Raw genomic sequence first — 17,302 nt, forward strand, 5'->3', positions numbered from 1 at the left:
GGGCTCTGGCGGGCAGTTTCGTCAGGTCAGATGGCGACTATAGCATTAAACCTCAAGGATGTCCGGCGCGTGGCGATCAGGCCGTTGCGGCGATCCAGCGCGCAATCAATCCGGTCAGTTCGGGCATCCCGGCCTCGATCGCAGCCAGATCGGCCAGACGGATGACACCCCGATCCGGCGAAGGCCAGACGGCCAGCCGGCCCGGATCGTTGAAGCGAAAGTCGGCAACATCCCGGGTCGCGGCTCCCCGGTGCAGGACGATCCTGTATCCTCCCTTCGCCTCGATCCCCAGGGTGACCCGGTCGCGCCCGTCGTGGGCATAGCTGGGCGCGTTCCACTTGATTTCTTCCGTCAGGCCGGGATCGGCGGCGCGGACGACGGCGCGCAGGGCGTCGATTCCGGCGCGGGTCGGGACGTCGAGGGCGTTCAGCCAGTCGTCGACGGTGGAGGCGGGTCTGGCCATGCTTGGTCCTTTCCAATGGGAAGGCTATCAATATCCAGCCGGAATGAGGAGCGCCGTCATGGTCCAGGTCACCGCCTTCAAATGGGTGCCGCCGTTTGCGCAGGGGTCGGTGCGCGACCTTCGTGTCCGCTGGGCGCTGGAAGAGGCGGGCGTCGCCTATGACGCCGAGCTGATCGGGTTCGAGGACCAGGCCTCGCCCGACTACCGTGCGAAACAGCCGTTCGGCCAGGTGCCGGCCTATCGCGACGGCGAGGTGGCCATCTTTGAAAGCTGCGCCATCGTCCTGCATATCGCCGGCAAGTCTGAGGCCCTGATGCCGAGCGACGAGGCGGGCCGGGCCGAGGTGACCTGCTGGCTGTTCGCCGCCTCCAACACCATCGAGCCCTGGGTCGGCCAACTGGCCACCATCGACCTGTTCGCCGCCGCCAGCGCCTGGGGCCAGGAACGCCGCCCGGAGGTCGAGACCTTCCTGCGCAAGCGGCTGGACGAGCTTCAGACCGCGCTCGGCGACCGCGACTGGTTCGCCGCCGACCGCTTCAGCGCAGCCGACATCATCATGACCCACGTGCTGCGCGACCTGCGCCACACCGATATCCTCGCCGACTATCCGAAACTGGCCGCGTTTGTCGCGAGGGCCGAGGCGAGACCGGCCTTCCAGAGGGCCTTGGAGGCCCAGATGGCGGCGTTCCGGGAGGTGGAGAGGGCGATGGCTCAGGGATGATCCGAACCGCTTGGGAAGGACTGAGAAGTATCGGCTTGGTAGATTTGGACTATCTATAACTTCGGACTTCTCGATGCGTTAGACGGCGCTATCCTCGCGGCCAGATAAGAACTGGGGCGGAAGCGGACGATGTTTCTCTACAACGCCTGGTACGTTGCGGGCTGGTCTGCCGATCTGGTGGTGAGAGCGAGCCAGGCGCGGACCTTCCTCGGCCAGCCCGTCGTCCTGTTCAGGACGGAGGCGGGACAGGCCGTCGCCCTGGAGGATCGTTGCGCGCACCGCTCGGTGCCTCTGTCCGCGGGACAGGTCGCCGGCGAGGCGATCCGCTGCGCCTACCACGGTCTGGAGTTTGCGGCCGACGGAGCCTGCATCAGAGTGCCGTGCCAGGACCTGATCCCGCCGAAGGCCCGGGTCCGAAGCTATCCGGTCGTCGAACAGGATGCGGCCATCTGGATCTGGATGGGCGATGTCGAAAAGGCCGATCCGGCCACCATTCCCCGGCATCCCTGGCACAGCGATCCGGCATGGGCCTGGCGCAGCGCCCACTATGAGGTGAACGGCAACTGGCAGTTGCTGATCGACAATCTCATGGACCTGTCCCACCTGCCCTACATCCACCCCCATACGATCGGCGGCGATCCCGACACCCATTTCCGCGCCGAGATGGAGACCCGGCGGACAGCGGCCGGAGTCTTTGTTCAGCGGCGGATGCCGAACTCGCCGCCGCCACCGACCTATGTCGCCGCCCGGGGCTTCACGGGCCGGATCGATCGCTGGCAGGAGATCGAGTTCATGCCGGTCATGCTGCGCATTCACACCGGCGGGTGTGACGTCGGAACCGGTGCCTACGAAGGGCATCGCGATCATGGTTTCTCGATGATGGGGTTCCACGGCATCACGCCGGAGACGGAAACGACGACCCACTATTTCTGGTCGATCGGGACGAACGTTCTGACCGAGGGCGTCGCAGACCTCGTGTTCGAACAGACGGCGGCGACCTTCCGGGAGGACCAGGTGGTGCTGGAACTGCAGCAGCGGAGGCTGCTTCAGAGCCCCGACCGCCCGCGCGTGGATATTCTCAGCGATGCGGGCGGCAACATGGCGCGCCGCCGGCTGGCGGAGCTGATGAGGGCCGAAGCCCCGAAAGAGATCGCTACCGCCTGATCGCCCAGACCGTGTCGAGGATCAGCGTCCGGGTCACGCGTTGAGGTCAGGCGTTGCGTCGGCTCGGGCCGGAACCAGGGCGGCGGCGAAGTCCGGGGCCGTGGACGGGTCATGTCCCATGAACAGGTCCGCGATGACACCGCGCAGCCAGACCCCCCGGGGATCGGCATGGAAGCGGCGATGCCAGAACTGCTTGAGCGCGATCGGCGGCACGGTGACCGGCGGAGGGAGCATTTTCAGATTGGCGCGGCCTATCCAGGCCGTCGCCACGGCCTTGGGGACCGTCACGATGAGGTCGCTGGTCGCGATGAGCAGGGGCATCCCCATGAAGTGGGGGGTGCTGAGCGCGATGCGGCGATGGATGCCCCGGGCCTGCATCTCGTTCTCGAAGATCTCCTGACTGCGTCCTTCGGCATTGACCACGGCGTGCTCAGCCTGGACGAATTCCTCCAGGCTGAGGGTCGATCCGATGGTGGGATGATCGCCCCGCACCAGGCAGGCGAACGGATGCTCGAACAGGCCCTGCTGATAGATGCCGCCGGCCAGATCCGGGAAATAGCCGAGGGCGAGATCGACCTGCCCCCCGGCCAGAGCCTCGGCCAGGCGTTGCGGTCCCATGGTGACCGACCGCACCGTCATCTGCGGCGCGATCGCTCGAAGGTGCCGTAGAAGCTTCGGCAGAAAAACCAGTTCGCCGACGTCGGAGGTGCTGACCGTTACCGGGATGTCCGATGTCGCGGGTTCGAAGGTTCGCGCGGACAAGAGCTGATCTTCGACGGTGGCCAGGACACTGCGAACCGCGTCCCTCATCTCCAGGGCCCTCGGTGTCGGCTCCATCCCTTTGCCCGTCCGGATGAACAGTGGGTCTCCAAGGATGTCGCGCAGCTTCTGGAGCGAAAAGCTGACCGTCGGCTGGCTGGTCTTCAACCGCCGCGCCGCGCCCGTCACGCTACGCTCGTCGAGCAAGGCGTCCAGGACGACAATCAGATTGAGATCGAAATGTCTGAAATCCATCCGACGGATATTACGGGTGAGCGTATTCCACGCAACCTATCGTGCCGCTGCCTTCGATTCCGTTGCTTTCGTCATCCTCCGGCGAGCGTAGCGAGACCGGGGGACCCAGCGGCGCGCGAGAGCGCGAACCTGTCGCGCACGCGAGATTCAAACTTCTCGTCTGAAAAGATCGCCTTCGGCGCCGCTGGGTCCCCCGGTCTGCGCCGCGAAGGCGCGGCTTGCCGGAGGATGACGAAAGCAGGGTTCAGTCTACGGCCGGGCTTACGCCACCAGCGTCTCGGCCTGTTTCAGGTCGACGCTGACCAACTGGCTCACACCTCGCTCCGGCATGGTCACCCCATACAGCCGGTCCATGCGGCTCATGGTCACCGGGTTGTGGGTGATGACGATGAAGCGGGTGTCGGTGCGGTTGCGCATCTCGTTCAGCATCCGGCAGAACCGGTCGACGTTGGCGTCGTCCAGCGGGGCGTCGACCTCGTCCAGCACGCAGACCGGCGCGGGGTTGGCCAGGAAGACGGCGAAGATCAGCGCTGCCGCCGTCAGGGCCTGTTCGCCCCCGCTCATCAGCGACATGACCGACAGCCGCTTGCCGGGCGGACAGGCGAAGATCTCGAGGCCGGCCTCCAGCGGATCGTCGCTCTCGAGCAGTTTCAGCTCGGCCTGACCGCCGCCGAACAGGGCCTCGAACAGGCTCTTGAAATTGTCGTTGATGATGTCGAAGGCGGCGACCAGACGCTCGCGACCCTCGGCGTTCAGCTCGTCGATCCCGTCCCTCAGCCGGGCGATGGCGGTGGTCAGGTCCGACCGCTCGATCCGCATGGTGTTCAGGCGTTCGGCGTATTCGTCGGCCTCCTCCTCGGCGCGCAGGTTGACGGCACCCAGCTGTTCGCGCTCGCGCTCCAGCCCGTACAGCAGGCTCTCGGCCCCGGCGGCGTCCGGCGGGCGGGCGACGGCGTCGTCGATCAGCTTCTGACCCAGGGCCTCGGGCTCCATCTGCGCCGTCTCGCGCACGGTCTCGGCGGCCGTGGCCAGACGTTCGGCGGCGGCCTCGGCCCGTGCGGCCAGACCGGCGCGGGCCTCGCGCGCAGAGGCGGCGGCGGCGTCGGCGGCGCGTGAGGCGCGGTCTGCATCGCCGGCCTCGGTCTCGGCCGTGGCCAAGGCGTCGGCGGACGCCTTTCGCCGGGTCTCGGCGGCGGTCAATGTGTCGAGCAGTTTCGACCGCTGGGCCGCCAGGGCCTCGGGCGCCGTCCGGGCCTGGGCCAGCAGGGCAGCGGATTTTTCGGCGTCGCCGGCCAGGGCGGCGATGCGGGCCGCGGCGTCCTTGGCCCTCGTCGCCCAGCCATCGCGCTCGCGGGTCAGACCCGTCAGGCGGGCCTCGCGCCCGGTGCGTTCGCGGGCCTCGGCGTCGCGATCGGCGCGGGCGGTGCCTGCGGCGGTTCGGGCGGCGTCGGCGGCCGTGCGGGCGGCGGTGAGGTCGTCGCGCAAGGTGGCCAGGGTCTCCGACGGAGCGTCGGTGGTCAGGGCCTCGGCCAGGGCGGCTTGCGCCGCCGCGACCTCGTCGGCCTGACGCGCCAGGGTCTCGTCCAGGGCCTGGGAGCGAGCCTCGCGGCGGGCCTGGTCGCGGGACAGGGCCTCGACCCGGTCGCGGGCGGCGGTGACGGCCTTGTCGGCGGCGAAGGGGGCTAGGCGCGCGGTCTTCACCGCCTCTTCCGCCGCGCGGAAGGCCTCGGTGGCGGCCTTCTGAGCGGTCTGGGCGGCGTCGAGCGCGGGTCTGCCCTCGTCGATCGCGGCCTCCAGCTCGGCCAGTCGTCCGCGCTGGGCGAGGCGGACGGCGGCGGGGCGGGGGGCCTCTGCCCGGCTGACGAACCCGTCCCACCGGAACAGGTCGCCCTCTCTCGTCACCAGCCGCGCGCCGGGGGGCAGCTGGGCGGCGAAACCGGGGGCCGCCGCCCTGTCCACGACGCCGCACAGGGCGAGGCGGGCGGCGAGCTGGTCGGGGGCCTTCACATGGGCCGACAGGGGCGACACCCCGGCGGGCCAGATCGGGGCGGGGGGCGTGGCACCCGCCCAGTAGGCGGCGGCCTTCGGATCCAGTGCCGCGTCCAGGTCGTCGCCCAGCGCGGCGGCCAGGGCGGCCTCATAGCCCTTTTCGGCCGAGACCTTGTCCAGCGCCGGGGCATGGTCGCGCTTGGCCGAGACCAGCAGGGAAGCCAGGCCCCGCGCCTCGGTCTGGAGCCGGCCCAGCCGGTCCTCGGCGGCGCGGGCGGCGGTGCGGGCATCCTGTTCCGCGCGGGCCCGGTCTGCGCGCAGGCCTTCCGCGGTCTCAACGGCGGCGCGGGCGGCGGTCAGAGTATCGGCGGCCTGCTCCAGCGCCGTACGGGCCGTCGCCAGTTCCGGCGTTTCGAGCGGCCCCAGCACCTCGCGTTCACGCCGGGCCTGGGCCAGAGCCGCCTCGGCGCGGGCGACGCGGGCTTCGGCGTCGCGCTTCCGGGCCGTCTCGGCATTGGCGCGGGCTTCGACGGCGGCCAGGGTTCCGGCGATGCGCTCGACCTCGGCGTCGGCGGCGCGGCGGGTGTCCTCGGCCGTGACCAGCGCCGCGTCCAGTTCCGGGCCACGCGCCGGCGCGGCCGCGACTTCGGCGGTCAGGGCGTCGAGATCGGCGGTCAGCCGGGCCAGTTCGGCGGCGGCATCCTCGGCCATCCTGGCCTCACGCTCGGCGTCGGCGGCGATGCGGGCGGCCTCGGCCGTCAGGCGTTCGACCTCGGCTCGCGCCTGCTGCTCGGCCATGTCGAGCCGGTCGCGTTCGAGGCTGGCCCGGTGCAGCAGGGCGGCGGCGACGGCGTCCTCCTCCCGGGCGGGCTTCAGGCCTTCCTGCGCCGACAGGGCGGCGGTCTGGGCCCGAGCCGCCGCGCCGGTCGCATCGGTCACGGCCCGGTCGGCCTCGCGCAGTTCGTCGGCGGCGGTTTCGGCCGCGACCCGCGCGTCGTTCCAGCGGACGTACAGAAGCGCGGCCTGCAACGCCCGGATCTCGGCCGAGATCTTCTTGTACTTCTCGGCCTGACGCGCCTCGCGCTTCAGCCGGGTCAGGGCCGTTTCCAGCTCGCGACCGATGTCGTCGAGCCGCTCGAGGTTGGCCTCGGCCGCCTTGAGACGCAGTTCGGCCTCGTGGCGTCGGGTGTGCAGGCCGGCGACCCCGCCCGCTTCTTCCAGGATACGGCGGCGGTTCTGGGGCTTGGCGGCGATCAGCTCGCTGATCTGGCCCTGACGCACCAGGGCGGGAGAGTTGGCCCCCGTCGAGGCGTCGGCGAACAGAAGCTGGACATCACGCGCCCGGACCTCCTTGCCGTTGATCCGATAGGTGGACCCTTGCCCCCGGTCGATGCGGCGCGAGACCTCCAGCACCGGCGAATCCGTGAAGGGCTGGGGTGCCCGGCGCTGCGCATTGTCGATGGTCAGCTGGACTTCGGCGTGGTTGCGCGGCGGGCGGTTCGAGGCCCCGGCGAAGATGACGTCGTCCATGCCCTGGCCGCGCATGGCCTTGGCCGAGTTGGCCCCCATGACCCAGCGCATCGATTCCAGCACATTGGACTTGCCGCAGCCGTTGGGGCCGACGATGCCGGTCAGGCCGGGTTCGATGAAGACCTCCGACGCATCGACGAAGGACTTGAAACCCACAAGGCGGAGGCGCTGGAACTGCATCGCACTCCCTGAGCCGACGGGTTGGGACGAAAGCCCGCTGGGGGGCTCGACCCCTTATAGAGCCTGATTCATCGCGTGGGGGGAATCAGCTGCGACTCAGCGGTTGAGCAGGGGATCGATGGCGGCGGCCAGGTCCTCGATCGGCACGACGCCTTCCATCTTTTGTCCGTTGACGAAGAAGGTCGGGGTCTTGGTAGCACCCGCCGCCGACCCGCCCTGAGCCGTGCGCCAGATGGCGGCCTCGACGGCGGGGTCGGCCATGCAGGCGGCGATCTCTTCGGGTGTCCGGCCGGTCTCGGCGACGGCGCGGCTGTACCATTCGCTGACGGGTCCGAAGTTGCGGGCCGTGCCTTGCCACAGGAACAGGGTGTGGACGACGTCGAAATAGCGGCCGGGTGCCGCGCAGCGGGCGATGGAGGCCGAACGGATCGCCTCCTGGACCGGCTGGGTCGGCAGGTCGCGGAACACGAACCGAACCTGGCCCGTGTCGATGTAGCGTTCCTTGAAGGCGCGAAAGACCCCGATCTGCCACTCGGCGCAGTGGGGGCAGGCGAAGGAGCCGTATTCGATCACCGTCACCGGCGCGTTCGGATCACCCAGCACCTGATCGGCCGCCGTCACGCGCGGCGGAGCCCCTTGCGCCGTCGCCGTCCCACCGATGCACACCGGCAGGGCCAGCATCAGCACCAGAATGAGACGACGGAACAGGATCATGGGGTCAGCGTCCGGGAGCGGCGGCCCCTATGGCGGTCGCCAGGGCTTCGATGTTCGGGTCGCCTGCAAAAGCCCTGCCATTGACGAAGAAGGCGGGGGTCGAGGTGATGCCCGCCGTGATCGCGGCGTTGACGTCAGCGTTCAGGGCTTCCTGGCGGCCTGGCGCGGTGAAACAGGCCTGCATCTCTTCCCGGGTCCGACCGCTGGCCGCGAGCGCATTGTCGAACCAGGCGCGGCCCCCGCCGGTCGCCAGCGAGGCCTGACCGGCGAACAGCGACGTCGCGACGTCGAAGAACCGGCCGGGCGCGGCGCAGCGGCCGATGATGGCGGCAGCCATCGAATACTGCTGCGGATCGGTCGGCAGGTCGCGGAACACCAGCTTGACCCGGCCCGTGTCGATGAACCGGGCCTTGAAGGCCGGGAAGACCTCATTGAACCAGTGACCGCAGTGGGGGCAGGTGAAGGAGGCGTATTCGATCACCGTCACCGGCGCATCGGCCCGCCCCAGCACCCGGTCGGCGGCCGTCACCGGCGGTGGGGTCTGGGCCGAGGCGGCGGGGGCCACGACCGCCAAGGGTGCGACGGCAAGAGCCAGGATCAACAGAAGGCGACGCAGCACGGACATCGATCCCTATTTGGCCAGTTCGGGGTCGATGGCGGCTTCCAGGATCGGCATGGGCGGGCCTTCGCCGCCGGTGTAGGCGACGGTCTTTCCGTTGACCATGAAGGTGGGCGTGCCGGTCACCCCGGCGGCGACCGCGGCCTGGACGCGTTTCTCGAGCGCGGCGACGGCCTTTTCGTCGGTCACGCATTCCTGGAATTGGGTCTCGGACATGCCGAAGCCACCGGCCGTCTTGACCAGGGAGGCGCGGGGGCTGATCGCGCCTGACTGCCACTCGGCCTGGTTGGCCAGCAATTCGTGGATCACGTCGAAATACTTGTCCGGCCCGGCGCAGCGCGCCATCAGGAAGCCTGCGGCCGCGATCTCGGCGGGCGGGGTCGGCAGTTCGCGGAAGACGTAGCGGACCTTGTTGGTATCGACGTATTTGGCCTTGAACGCGGGCCAGGTGTTGTTCTGCCATGCCGCGCAGTGACCGCAGGTGGGCGAGGCGTATTCGACGACGGTCACCTTGGCCCCCTCGGCCGCGCCCATCGCCATGTCGCCCTCGGCCGCGCCGGAGCCGCCGCCGCACGCCGCCAGCGTCAGGGCCGCTGCAGCCATCGCCAGGCCGGCCAGTGTCTTCATCGGGGTCATGTTGGTTTCCGTCCGCTCTTATTTGGCCAGGGCCGCGTCGATCTTCTCTGACAGGCCGGTCAGGCTGGTGTCGATCACCTTCTCGCCGTTGACGAGGAATGTCGGGGTGCCGGTGACTCCGGCGTCCAGCCCGGCTCGTATCCGCGCCTCCATGCCGGCGATGGCTTCGGGGTCGGTGACGCAGGTCTGGAACTGGGCCTCGCTCAGCCCCGCCTCCAGGGCGATCGGCAGCAGAACGTCACGGGGCGGGACGCCGCCGAAAATCTGGTCCTGGCTGGCCATGATCTTGTGGATCACGTCGAAATACTTGTCCTCGCCGGCACAGCGCGCGATCAGGAACCCGGCCGTGGCGACGGGGACGGGCGAGGTCGGGAACTCGCGGAAGACATAGCGCACCTTGTTGTTGTCGACGTATTTGGCCTTGAAGGCGGGCCAGGTCTGCTCCTGCCATTCGGCGCAGTGGCTGCACGTCACCGAGGCGTATTCGACGACCGTGACCTTGGCCCCCTCGGGCGCGCCCATCCCGATATCGCCCTCGGCCGGCTTGCCCGCTCCGCCGGAACAGGCCGCCATCGCAATGGTCGCCAGCGCCGCGCCGGTGATGGCCGCCCGCCGGCTCATGGCGGCGAAGGTGAAGGGTATCGTGGCGCGCATGGCGAGATCCTGAAGGCGGCGGGTCATGATGATCGCGCGATTCCCCGAGGATGGGACGGTCCGCACGACACCGATTGTCGAGAACAGGTGCGGCGAAGTTTTGTCAACGTGTGGACGGGTCGCATGGATGGCAGGGCCGAACAACTCCGCCTATCTCTTGGTGATTATTGATGAGCTAAATGTCATGTCTCCAGCCAAAGGGCTCATGAAGCTCACAACTCCATCATTGCCTGTGTGTGACCGTGATCGGATCAGCCGCGCCCTGATCGCTGGAGAGCAGAGCGGTGAACCTCAACCATTCGATTTCGAGGCTTTCAGGAAGCGCAAGGCGAAGCGGTCCAGCTAAGCTGATCTCAACCGCGCGGCCATCTGCTTAAGGGCCCCCTGGCCGCCCAGGCGCGCGTCTTCTCGTCCCCCATATCGGCGTCAATGACGTGCCGGGCCTCGAATGGGAGTTCTGAGCCGAGCCAAAAGACATCGTTCTCTGCGATCTCTGAGGGCTGATTGTCGAGAAGGCCGATGTAGACGCCCGCCTCCAGTCGTTCGCTCACGACGACCCACATCCGCTCCACTGCTTCCTGCGCTTCATCGTCGACGGCAAGCTTGAATATGAGTTTCGCCAGATCACCGGGCCGCAAGGCGCGTCTGATGCGAATGTCGGGGATGTGAAAAGTCTGCGGGTTCTCCTTTTGCCGAACCTCGGCATCGTCGAGAGACCAGCCGTCGCGGTGAAGGTCAGGCATAGAGATTGTCGCTGGCATCAACGCGTCCGATCCATCTTGCCCTTCGCCTTGTCCGACAGCACGGCCCGCCCGAGATTGGCCAGCGCGGCCTTCAGCGCGTCAGGCGCGGCTTCCACCGACTTCGCCAGATCCGCCTCGGCGGCGGCGTCGAGGGGGTCGATGCGGCGGCGCGCGCCCTTTGTGGAGGCGGCGGGTTGGGGGAGGGGTTTCACCGGCCCTTGCGCGATACGCAGCTTTTCCACCGCGCCGGGGCCGAGGAACAGGTTGACGCGCGACAGGATCTCGGCCGACTGATGCTGGACCAGCAGGGCGGCGGGGCCGGCGACGCGCAGCTCCAGGGTGCCCCCCGAACCGGCGCGGCCCTTGGTCAGTTTCTGGGGACGGGTGACGCGGGCCAGCTGATCGCCGACGATCTCGCGCCAGCGCGGCTCCAGCGCCCCGGCCCCGCGCCCGTATTTCTCGTCCAGCTCGCGAATGAAGGGGGCGAGCGCCCGACCCGCAGGCGGTGCCGGGCGCGGCGCGGGGCGCGTCCGTCGCCGCGACAGGATCTCGCGGGTCTCGCTTTCCGTGGGCAGGTCGCGGGCCATGGCCCTATATAGCCGAACCGATGACCGACGTCGCCCGCTCCGCTTCCGATCAGATTGCCGCCGTCCGCGCCGCCCTGCTGGCCTGGTACGACGAGGCTGCGCGGACCCTGCCGTGGCGAGCGCCGCCGGGGTCGGGGGTGCGGACCGATCCCTACCGGGTCTGGCTGTCCGAGGTCATGCTGCAACAGACGACGGTGCCGCACGCGACGCCCTATTTCCTCAGCTTCACCGCGCGGTGGCCGACGGTGGGTGATCTGGCGGCGGCGGAGGACGGGGACCTGATGGCGGCCTGGGCGGGCCTCGGATACTACGCCCGCGCCCGCAATTTGCTGGCCTGCGCGCGGGCGGTGGCGGGCGAGCATGGCGGGGTGTTTCCGGATACCGAGGCGGGCTTGCGGGCCTTGCCGGGCGTCGGGGCCTACACGGCGGCGGCGGTGGCGGCGATCGCCTTTGATCGGCCGGCCAATGTCGTGGACGGCAATGTCGAACGGGTCATGGCCCGGCTGTTCGCGGTCGAGACGCCGGTTCCTGCGGCGAAACCGGAGCTGGCGCGGCTGGCCGGATCGCTGGTGACGGAAGATCGTCCCGGAGACTGGGCCCAGGCCCTGATGGACCTCGGCGCGACCGTGTGCCGGCCCAAGTCGCCGCTCTGCCTGATCTGTCCGGTCAGTGCCTGGTGCGCGGGCTATGCGACGGGCGCGCCGGAACGCTATCCGGTGAAGACGAAAAAGGCCGACCGGCCCCATCGGCTGGGCACGGCCTGGGTGCTGCGGGACGGCCAGGGGCGGGTGGCTCTGGTACGGCGGCCGGACAAGGGATTGCTTGGCGGGATGCTGGGCCTGCCGACGGGGGAGTGGGCCGGGTTAGTATCGCATGCCGCTCCCGTCGCAGCCGACTGGGCGGACGCTGGCGCGATCGAACACGTCTTCACCCACTTCAGCCTGACCCTGTCGGTCAAGGTGGCGGAAGGCGAGGGAGACTTCATCTGGACCCCCGAAGGCGAGGCGCTCAAGGCCTTGCCGACCGTCTTTGCCAAGGCGCTGACGCGGGGGTTGGCGGCATGATGTCTTCGCTACCCCGTCGCTTGGTAACAGGCAGGAGCGTTAGTCGAGCCCGCCATTGACGGTCGGCGCCCCCGGTTCGCGACGCAGGACTGCCTTGAGCTCGGCGGGGGTCACGGCGTGGAACGCGATCAGGCAGGCGGCATAGACCATGCCGCCGACGCCGCAGACCACCAGCACCGCGATCTCCTTTGCCAGCAGCCATCTTGACAGGTCCTCGTAGAAGACGCTGGCGGCGAACAATACGCCGGCCATGGCCGCGCTGGCGGCCAGGACGCGGGCGATGCGCGACACGAACCGGGGCGAGGCGTGCCAGGCCTTCTCGCGGATCAATGTGCCGCCCAGAAGTGCGACATTGACCCAGGCCGAAACCGAGGTGGCGATGGCCAGGCCCAGGACGCCGTCGACGCCGATCCGGCTGAACCAGAAGAACAGCCCGGCCCCCAGGATCACGGTGATCACCACCGAAGTGATGGCGAAGATCATCGGCCGGCGCGTATCCATCCGCGCGAAGAAGGGCGGGGTCAGCACCTTGGCCAGGACGAAGGCGGGCACGCCCCAGGCGAACTGGCGAAGGACGTCGGCGGTGCGAGCCGCGTCGGCCGAGGTGAAGGCATCGCGCGTCATGGTGGCGTCGATGACCACGAAGGGCATGACGAACAGGGCGACGGCGGCCGGCAGGGTGAAGGCCATGGCCAGGGTGATGCCGTCGTCCAGCGTCCTCTGACCACCCTCGTGATCGCCTGAGACGAAGGCCTTGGTCAGACGGGGTACGAGTGCGAGACCGATCGCCACGCCTACGAGACCGAGCGGCAGCTGGTACAGGCGGTCGGCGTTGTAGAGCACCGAACGCGCGCCCACGTCCGACCCGGTCAAAAACTGGCTGACGACGGCGTTGATCTGCAACGCACCTCCGGCCAAGACACCGGGAATGGCCAGCGTCAGGGTCTTTCGAACACCCGTGGTCAGGGTCGGCCAGGAGATTCTCAGTCGGATGCCGAGACGACGAACGCCCCACCACAGCAGCCCCGCCTGAATGACGCCCGACACCGTCACGGCCGCCGAGACCGCCAGCAAGATGTCGGGCTGGCTCATCGGAATGAAGGCAGGGGCGAACAGGGCGACAAGGGTGCAAAGATTGAGGAAAACGGGAACGGCGGCCGACAAGGCGAACTGTCCGCCCGTGTTCAGGACGCCCGACAACAGCGAGGCGATGGTCATGAAGACCAGATAGGGCATGGTCAGCTGGGCGGCCGTGACGGCAGCCACCATCACGCCGGGATTGTCGCGATACGCCGAAAGCAGCCAGGGCATGATCCAAGGCATCGCGACCTGGGCGACGATGCAGAAGGCCGCGACGACGGCCAACAGGAAGGACAGTGCTTCGGACGCGGTGACGGCCGCCGCCTCCTCGCCCTCGGCGGCGCGGACCCCGCCGTAGATGGGCACGAAGGCCTGGGCGAAGGCGCCCTCGGCGAACAGGCGGCGGAACATGTTGGGCAGCATGAGGGCCGTGGTGAAGGCGTCCATCATCGGCCCTTGGCCGAACCGCGCGGACAGCACGAGATCCCGCGCGAACCCCAGGATGCGGCTGCCGAGCGTCAGGGTCGACTGGACGATGGTGTTGCGGGCGAGGGACATCGGCGGCCTCTAGCGCGCTTCCGGCACCGGTGAAACGGCCTTGCGGCGGATCGGGCGGTTCAGGTCGGAGACATCGCGGGCGCTGGCCCGGGCGGCGGTGATGCGGCGGCCGGCCGGGGCGGCGGGGGTGCGTTCCAGCACCGCTTCCAGCGCCGTCTGGATCTCGGTCAGGATCTGTTCCGCGAAGACCTTCCGGCCCTTGCGATCTACGACATAGAAACTGTCCACCGCCCGCTCGCCATAGCCGGCGACGTGGGCCGAGCGGATCGACAGGCCGAGGTCCGTCAGGGTGCGCGACAGCTCGGCCAGCAGCCCCGGCCGGTCGGCGCCAGAGACCTCGATCACCGTCGCCGTATCCGACGCCGCCGTGTCAATCATCACCACGGGCCGCACGTCGAAAACGGCCCGGCGCGGGGTTGCGGCGGGCATGGGCGGGGGGGCGATCGGGGTCTCGCCCCGGGCCGCGGCTTCCAGCGCGGCGACCAGGGTGGTCAGGCGGCGCGGCTCGTTCTGGCCATAGGGGGCGTCGGCGCCGTCCTGGACCTGAAAGACGTCCAGCACCGTGCCGTCGGGCGTGGTGGCGACCCGCGCGCCGGTCACATCGGCTCCGGCGGCGGCCAGCGCGGCGGTCAGGTCGGCGAACAGGCCGGGGCGATCCCGGGCGGCCAGAGAAATCTGGGTCGTCGATTCGATCCGGCCCGGTCCCTGACGCGTCTCAACCGCCGCGCCCGTCTGCGCCGCCCGCGCGACCAGTTCGGCGTGGTCGGCCAGGGGGTCCAGCGCCTGGACGTCCTCGCCCCGGAACAGGGCCTCGGTGGCATTGTACAGGCTGGTGATCAACTGCCCCTTCCAGCTGTTCCAGACGCCCGGTCCCACCGCCCGGATGTCGGCGACGGTCAGGACCTGCAGCAGCCTCAGCCGCTCGGGATCGCCGACCAGTTCGGCGAAGGCGCGGATGGTGGCGGGGTCGGAGGTGTCGCGTTTCTGGGCATAGTCGGACAGGGCCAGGTGATTCCGAACCAGCCAGACCACCAGCTCGATGCGGCGGGGATCGACGCCCAGGCGCACACAGGCCCGGCGCGCGGCGATGGCGCCGTCCTCGAGCTGGCCCCGCTCGCCGCCCTTGCCGACGTCGTGCAGCAGCATGGCCAGCATCAGCACCTCCGGATCGGCGATCAGGTGGATGATGGCCGAGGCGTTGGGATGGTCGTGCTTCAGCTTGCCGCGCGCGATGTCGTTGATGATGCCGATGGCCTGGAGCGTGTGCTCGTCGACCGTATAGGCGTGGTACATGTTGAACTGGGTCTGGCCGACGATCCGCCCCCATTCGGGCAGGAACCGGCCCAGCAGACCCGTCTCGTTCATGATGGTCAGGACCCGATAGGGCCGCGCGCCGTGCGCCAGGATGTGCAGCAGCGCCGCCGTCGCCTCCGGATTGCGCCTGAGTTTCGGCGTCACCAGCCCCAGCGACCGGGTCACGGCCGAAAAGGCGTGGGGATGGACGTCCAGGTCGTGCTGATCGGCACAGACGAAGAGTTTCAGCAGCTTGACCGGATCTTCGGCAAAGACCTCAGGCCCCGTCACCGACAGTCGGCCGCCCTCTTCGATGAAACCCTCGACGCCCAGGTTTCGCTTCCGCCCCGGGATCAGCCGCGACAGGCTCATCGTCTTCTTCTGCTGGCGTGCCTCAAGCGTCGCGCTCATAGCGCGGGTCAGTGCGCCGACGTCGCGCGCGACCAGAAAGTACCGGCGCATGAACCGTTCGACCGCCGGCTCGTCGCCGCGCCCGCGCCAGCCCATCCGCCGCGCCACCTCGGGCTGGAGGTCGAAGGTCAGCTTCTCCTCGGCGCGGCCGGCCGTCAGGTGCAGATGCGCCCGCACTCGCCACAGGAAATCGAACGCTTCTTCGAAGGTCCGTCGCTCCCGCGACGTCAGCAGGTCGTCCAGCACCGCCGCCCCCAGCACGGAATTGGGTGCCAGCGACCGCGCGATCCAGAACAGGGTGTTGAGGTCGCGCAAGCCTCCTTTGCCGTCCTTGATGTTGGGCTCGACACGGTATCGAACGGCTCCGACCTTTTCATGCCGGGCGGCGCGTTCCTCGAGCTTGGCGGCGATGAAGGGGCGGGGGTCGGCGTTGGTCACCATCCCCCGGAACCGCCACAGGAAATCCTCGGTCAGCAGCCGGTCCCCGGCCAGATACCGCGCTTCCAGCAGGGTGGTGCGCACCACCATGTCGGTGCGAGACAGGGCCAAGCATTCCTCGACCGCCCGCGCCGCCGATCCGACCTTGAGCCCCAGATCCCACAGCACATAGAGGACGAAGGCGGCCACCGTCTCGGTCCGGGCCGTCGTCTTCCACGGCCGCAGGAACAGCAGGTCCAGGTCCGAAAACGGCGCCAGAACGCCGCGTCCGTATCCACCCACCGCGATCAGCGACAGCCGCTCGGCCTCGTTTGGAGCAGGGGAGGGGTAGAGGGTCTCGGTGGTGAATCGCCACAGGGCGATCAGGATCTCGTCCGCCGCCTGACAATACAGCCGGGCGACCTCGACCCCGCCCAGGCCGTTCGCCAGTTTCGACCCGATCCTGTGGCGGGCGGCGGCATGGTGCGCGCCCAGCAGGGTCGCGACCTCGGCCCGCACGTTCGGCCCCCCGACCAGGGCGTCAAGACGCCGGTCGAGGTCGGAGAGTTCGGCATTGGCGGGGGGACTGGCGGGCATCGGCCCGCATACTATAGGCACAATCCTTGACCGTTTGGACGCCATCGACCGGGAATCTGTGGGTCTCATGCGACACCTCGTCGCCAAGCTTCGCCTGAGGGGCGTGTGGTCTGGAAACCCGTGATTTCCTGAGGCAGTGTCGCTTCAACAAGTCGGGGCTGACTTCTTGAAACGCTTTCTATTCGCCGCAGCGGTGCTTTGCGCTGCCCCGGGCCTCATGGCCCTGGGGGCGACGGATCGGCTCGTGACCGCCATGCCGGCCAGCACCGGCCCCGGCGGGGGTGCCGGCCAGCTGTCGCGCGAGGTCTTCGACGAGATGAACCTGATGCGGGCCGACCCGCAGGGCTATGTCGCTGTGCTGCAAGCCTATCGCGCCCAGTTCCGGGGCGACGTCGTCATTCGCCCGGGCCGGATCTCGATCCAGACCCGCGAAGGCGTCGCCGCCGTGGACGAAGCGATTCGCTTTCTCCAGGCCCAGTCGCCGATGCCCCCGCTCCAGCCCGATACGATCCTGGGCCTGGCCGCCGCCGACCATGCGCGTGACCAGGGACCGGCCGGCTACATCGGCCACCACTCCTCCGACGGCTGGGACTTCGCCACCCGCGTTGCCCGTCGCGGCGGCGAGCCCTATGGCGGCGAGAACATCTCCTACGGCTATGACACCGCGCGCGAGGTCATCATCCAGCTGCTGGTCGACGACAATGTCCGTGACCGGGGCCATCGCGTAAACCTGTTCCGCCCCGGCTATGTCCGCGCCGGCGTCGGCTGCGGCCCGCACACGGTGTTCAGCTATATGTGCGTGATCGACTACGGATACGCGCCGAGGAAGCCGGCGGGCGCGGCACGAGCGGCGATGCCGTAGACCCGA

15 protein-coding genes are annotated in these 17,302 nt (G+C 69.0%); 4 read left to right on the plus strand and 11 right to left on the minus strand.

What is annotated here, in order from left to right; genetic code table 11:
* Positions 1–76: 76 nt before the first annotated feature.
* Positions 77–463 (minus strand): DUF1801 domain-containing protein, encoded by a 387-nt coding sequence (locus tag O5K39_RS08010; RefSeq protein ID WP_271146748.1) that lies wholly within the window; start codon positions 461–463, stop codon positions 77–79.
* A gap of 58 nt (positions 464–521) precedes the next feature.
* Here O5K39_RS08010 and O5K39_RS08015 point away from each other — a divergent pair, with 58 nt between their 5' ends.
* Positions 522–1,184 carry a glutathione S-transferase family protein gene (locus O5K39_RS08015; protein ID WP_271146749.1) on the plus strand — a complete coding sequence of 221 codons (663 nt, stop codon included), beginning with the start codon at positions 522–524 and terminating at the stop codon, positions 1,182–1,184.
* Between the two features lie 129 nt (positions 1,185–1,313).
* A complete protein-coding gene (locus tag O5K39_RS08020; RefSeq protein WP_271146750.1) occupies positions 1,314–2,348 on the plus strand; it encodes an aromatic ring-hydroxylating dioxygenase subunit alpha in 1,035 nt (344 codons plus the stop codon).
* A 33-nt stretch (positions 2,349–2,381) separates the two neighbouring features.
* On the opposite strand, the gene O5K39_RS08025 is transcribed toward O5K39_RS08020, so the two are convergent.
* From O5K39_RS08025 to O5K39_RS08060, 8 genes are all read right to left on the minus strand, one after another.
* Entirely contained in the window at positions 2,382–3,362 is a 981-nt protein-coding gene (locus tag O5K39_RS08025; protein WP_271146751.1) for a LysR family transcriptional regulator, read from the minus strand.
* Between the two features lie 261 nt (positions 3,363–3,623).
* Positions 3,624–7,061 (minus strand): AAA family ATPase, encoded by a 3,438-nt coding sequence (locus O5K39_RS08030; protein WP_271146752.1) that lies wholly within the window; start codon positions 7,059–7,061, stop codon positions 3,624–3,626.
* Positions 7,062–7,157: 96 nt separating this feature from the next.
* The gene (locus O5K39_RS08035; protein ID WP_271146753.1) at positions 7,158–7,775 is read right to left on the minus strand and encodes a DsbA family protein; all 618 of its coding nucleotides are present in this window, start codon (positions 7,773–7,775) and stop codon (positions 7,158–7,160) included.
* Between the two features lie 4 nt (positions 7,776–7,779).
* A complete protein-coding gene (locus tag O5K39_RS08040) occupies positions 7,780–8,394 on the minus strand; it encodes a DsbA family protein (RefSeq protein ID WP_271146754.1) in 615 nt (204 codons plus the stop codon).
* Positions 8,395–8,406: 12 nt separating this feature from the next.
* Positions 8,407–9,021 (minus strand): thioredoxin domain-containing protein, encoded by a 615-nt coding sequence (locus O5K39_RS08045; RefSeq protein ID WP_271147127.1) that lies wholly within the window; start codon positions 9,019–9,021, stop codon positions 8,407–8,409.
* 27 nt (positions 9,022–9,048) lie between these two features.
* Positions 9,049–9,711 (minus strand): thioredoxin domain-containing protein, encoded by a 663-nt coding sequence (locus tag O5K39_RS08050; RefSeq protein ID WP_271146755.1) that lies wholly within the window; start codon positions 9,709–9,711, stop codon positions 9,049–9,051.
* Positions 9,712–10,037: 326 nt separating this feature from the next.
* Positions 10,038–10,427 carry a hypothetical protein gene (locus O5K39_RS08055; RefSeq protein ID WP_271146756.1) on the minus strand — a complete coding sequence of 130 codons (390 nt, stop codon included), beginning with the start codon at positions 10,425–10,427 and terminating at the stop codon, positions 10,038–10,040.
* A 17-nt stretch (positions 10,428–10,444) separates the two neighbouring features.
* Complete coding sequence (locus O5K39_RS08060; RefSeq protein ID WP_271146757.1) at positions 10,445–11,014, minus strand: DciA family protein; 570 nt, start codon at positions 11,012–11,014, stop codon at positions 10,445–10,447.
* A gap of 20 nt (positions 11,015–11,034) precedes the next feature.
* On the opposite strand from O5K39_RS08060, the gene mutY reads away from it, so the two are divergent.
* The gene (mutY, locus tag O5K39_RS08065) at positions 11,035–12,078 is read left to right on the plus strand and encodes an A/G-specific adenine glycosylase (protein ID WP_271146758.1); all 1,044 of its coding nucleotides are present in this window, start codon (positions 11,035–11,037) and stop codon (positions 12,076–12,078) included.
* Positions 12,079–12,117: 39 nt separating this feature from the next.
* Here mutY and murJ read toward each other — a convergent pair whose 3' ends face one another.
* Together murJ and glnD are read right to left on the minus strand one after the other, a co-directional pair.
* Entirely contained in the window at positions 12,118–13,716 is a 1,599-nt protein-coding gene (gene murJ / locus O5K39_RS08070; protein WP_271146759.1) for a murein biosynthesis integral membrane protein MurJ, read from the minus strand.
* 9 nt (positions 13,717–13,725) lie between these two features.
* On the minus strand, positions 13,726–16,434 hold the full coding sequence (gene glnD / locus O5K39_RS08075) for a [protein-PII] uridylyltransferase (protein ID WP_271146760.1): 2,709 nt from the start codon (positions 16,432–16,434) through the stop codon (positions 13,726–13,728).
* A 166-nt stretch (positions 16,435–16,600) separates the two neighbouring features.
* Between glnD and O5K39_RS08080 the strand changes: the two genes are divergently transcribed.
* Entirely contained in the window at positions 16,601–17,296 is a 696-nt protein-coding gene (locus tag O5K39_RS08080) for a CAP domain-containing protein (protein ID WP_271146761.1), read from the plus strand.
* Positions 17,297–17,302 lie beyond the last annotated feature (6 nt).

Source organism: Brevundimonas sp. NIBR10, from assembly GCF_027912515.1.
Lineage (GTDB): Bacteria > Pseudomonadota > Alphaproteobacteria > Caulobacterales > Caulobacteraceae > Brevundimonas.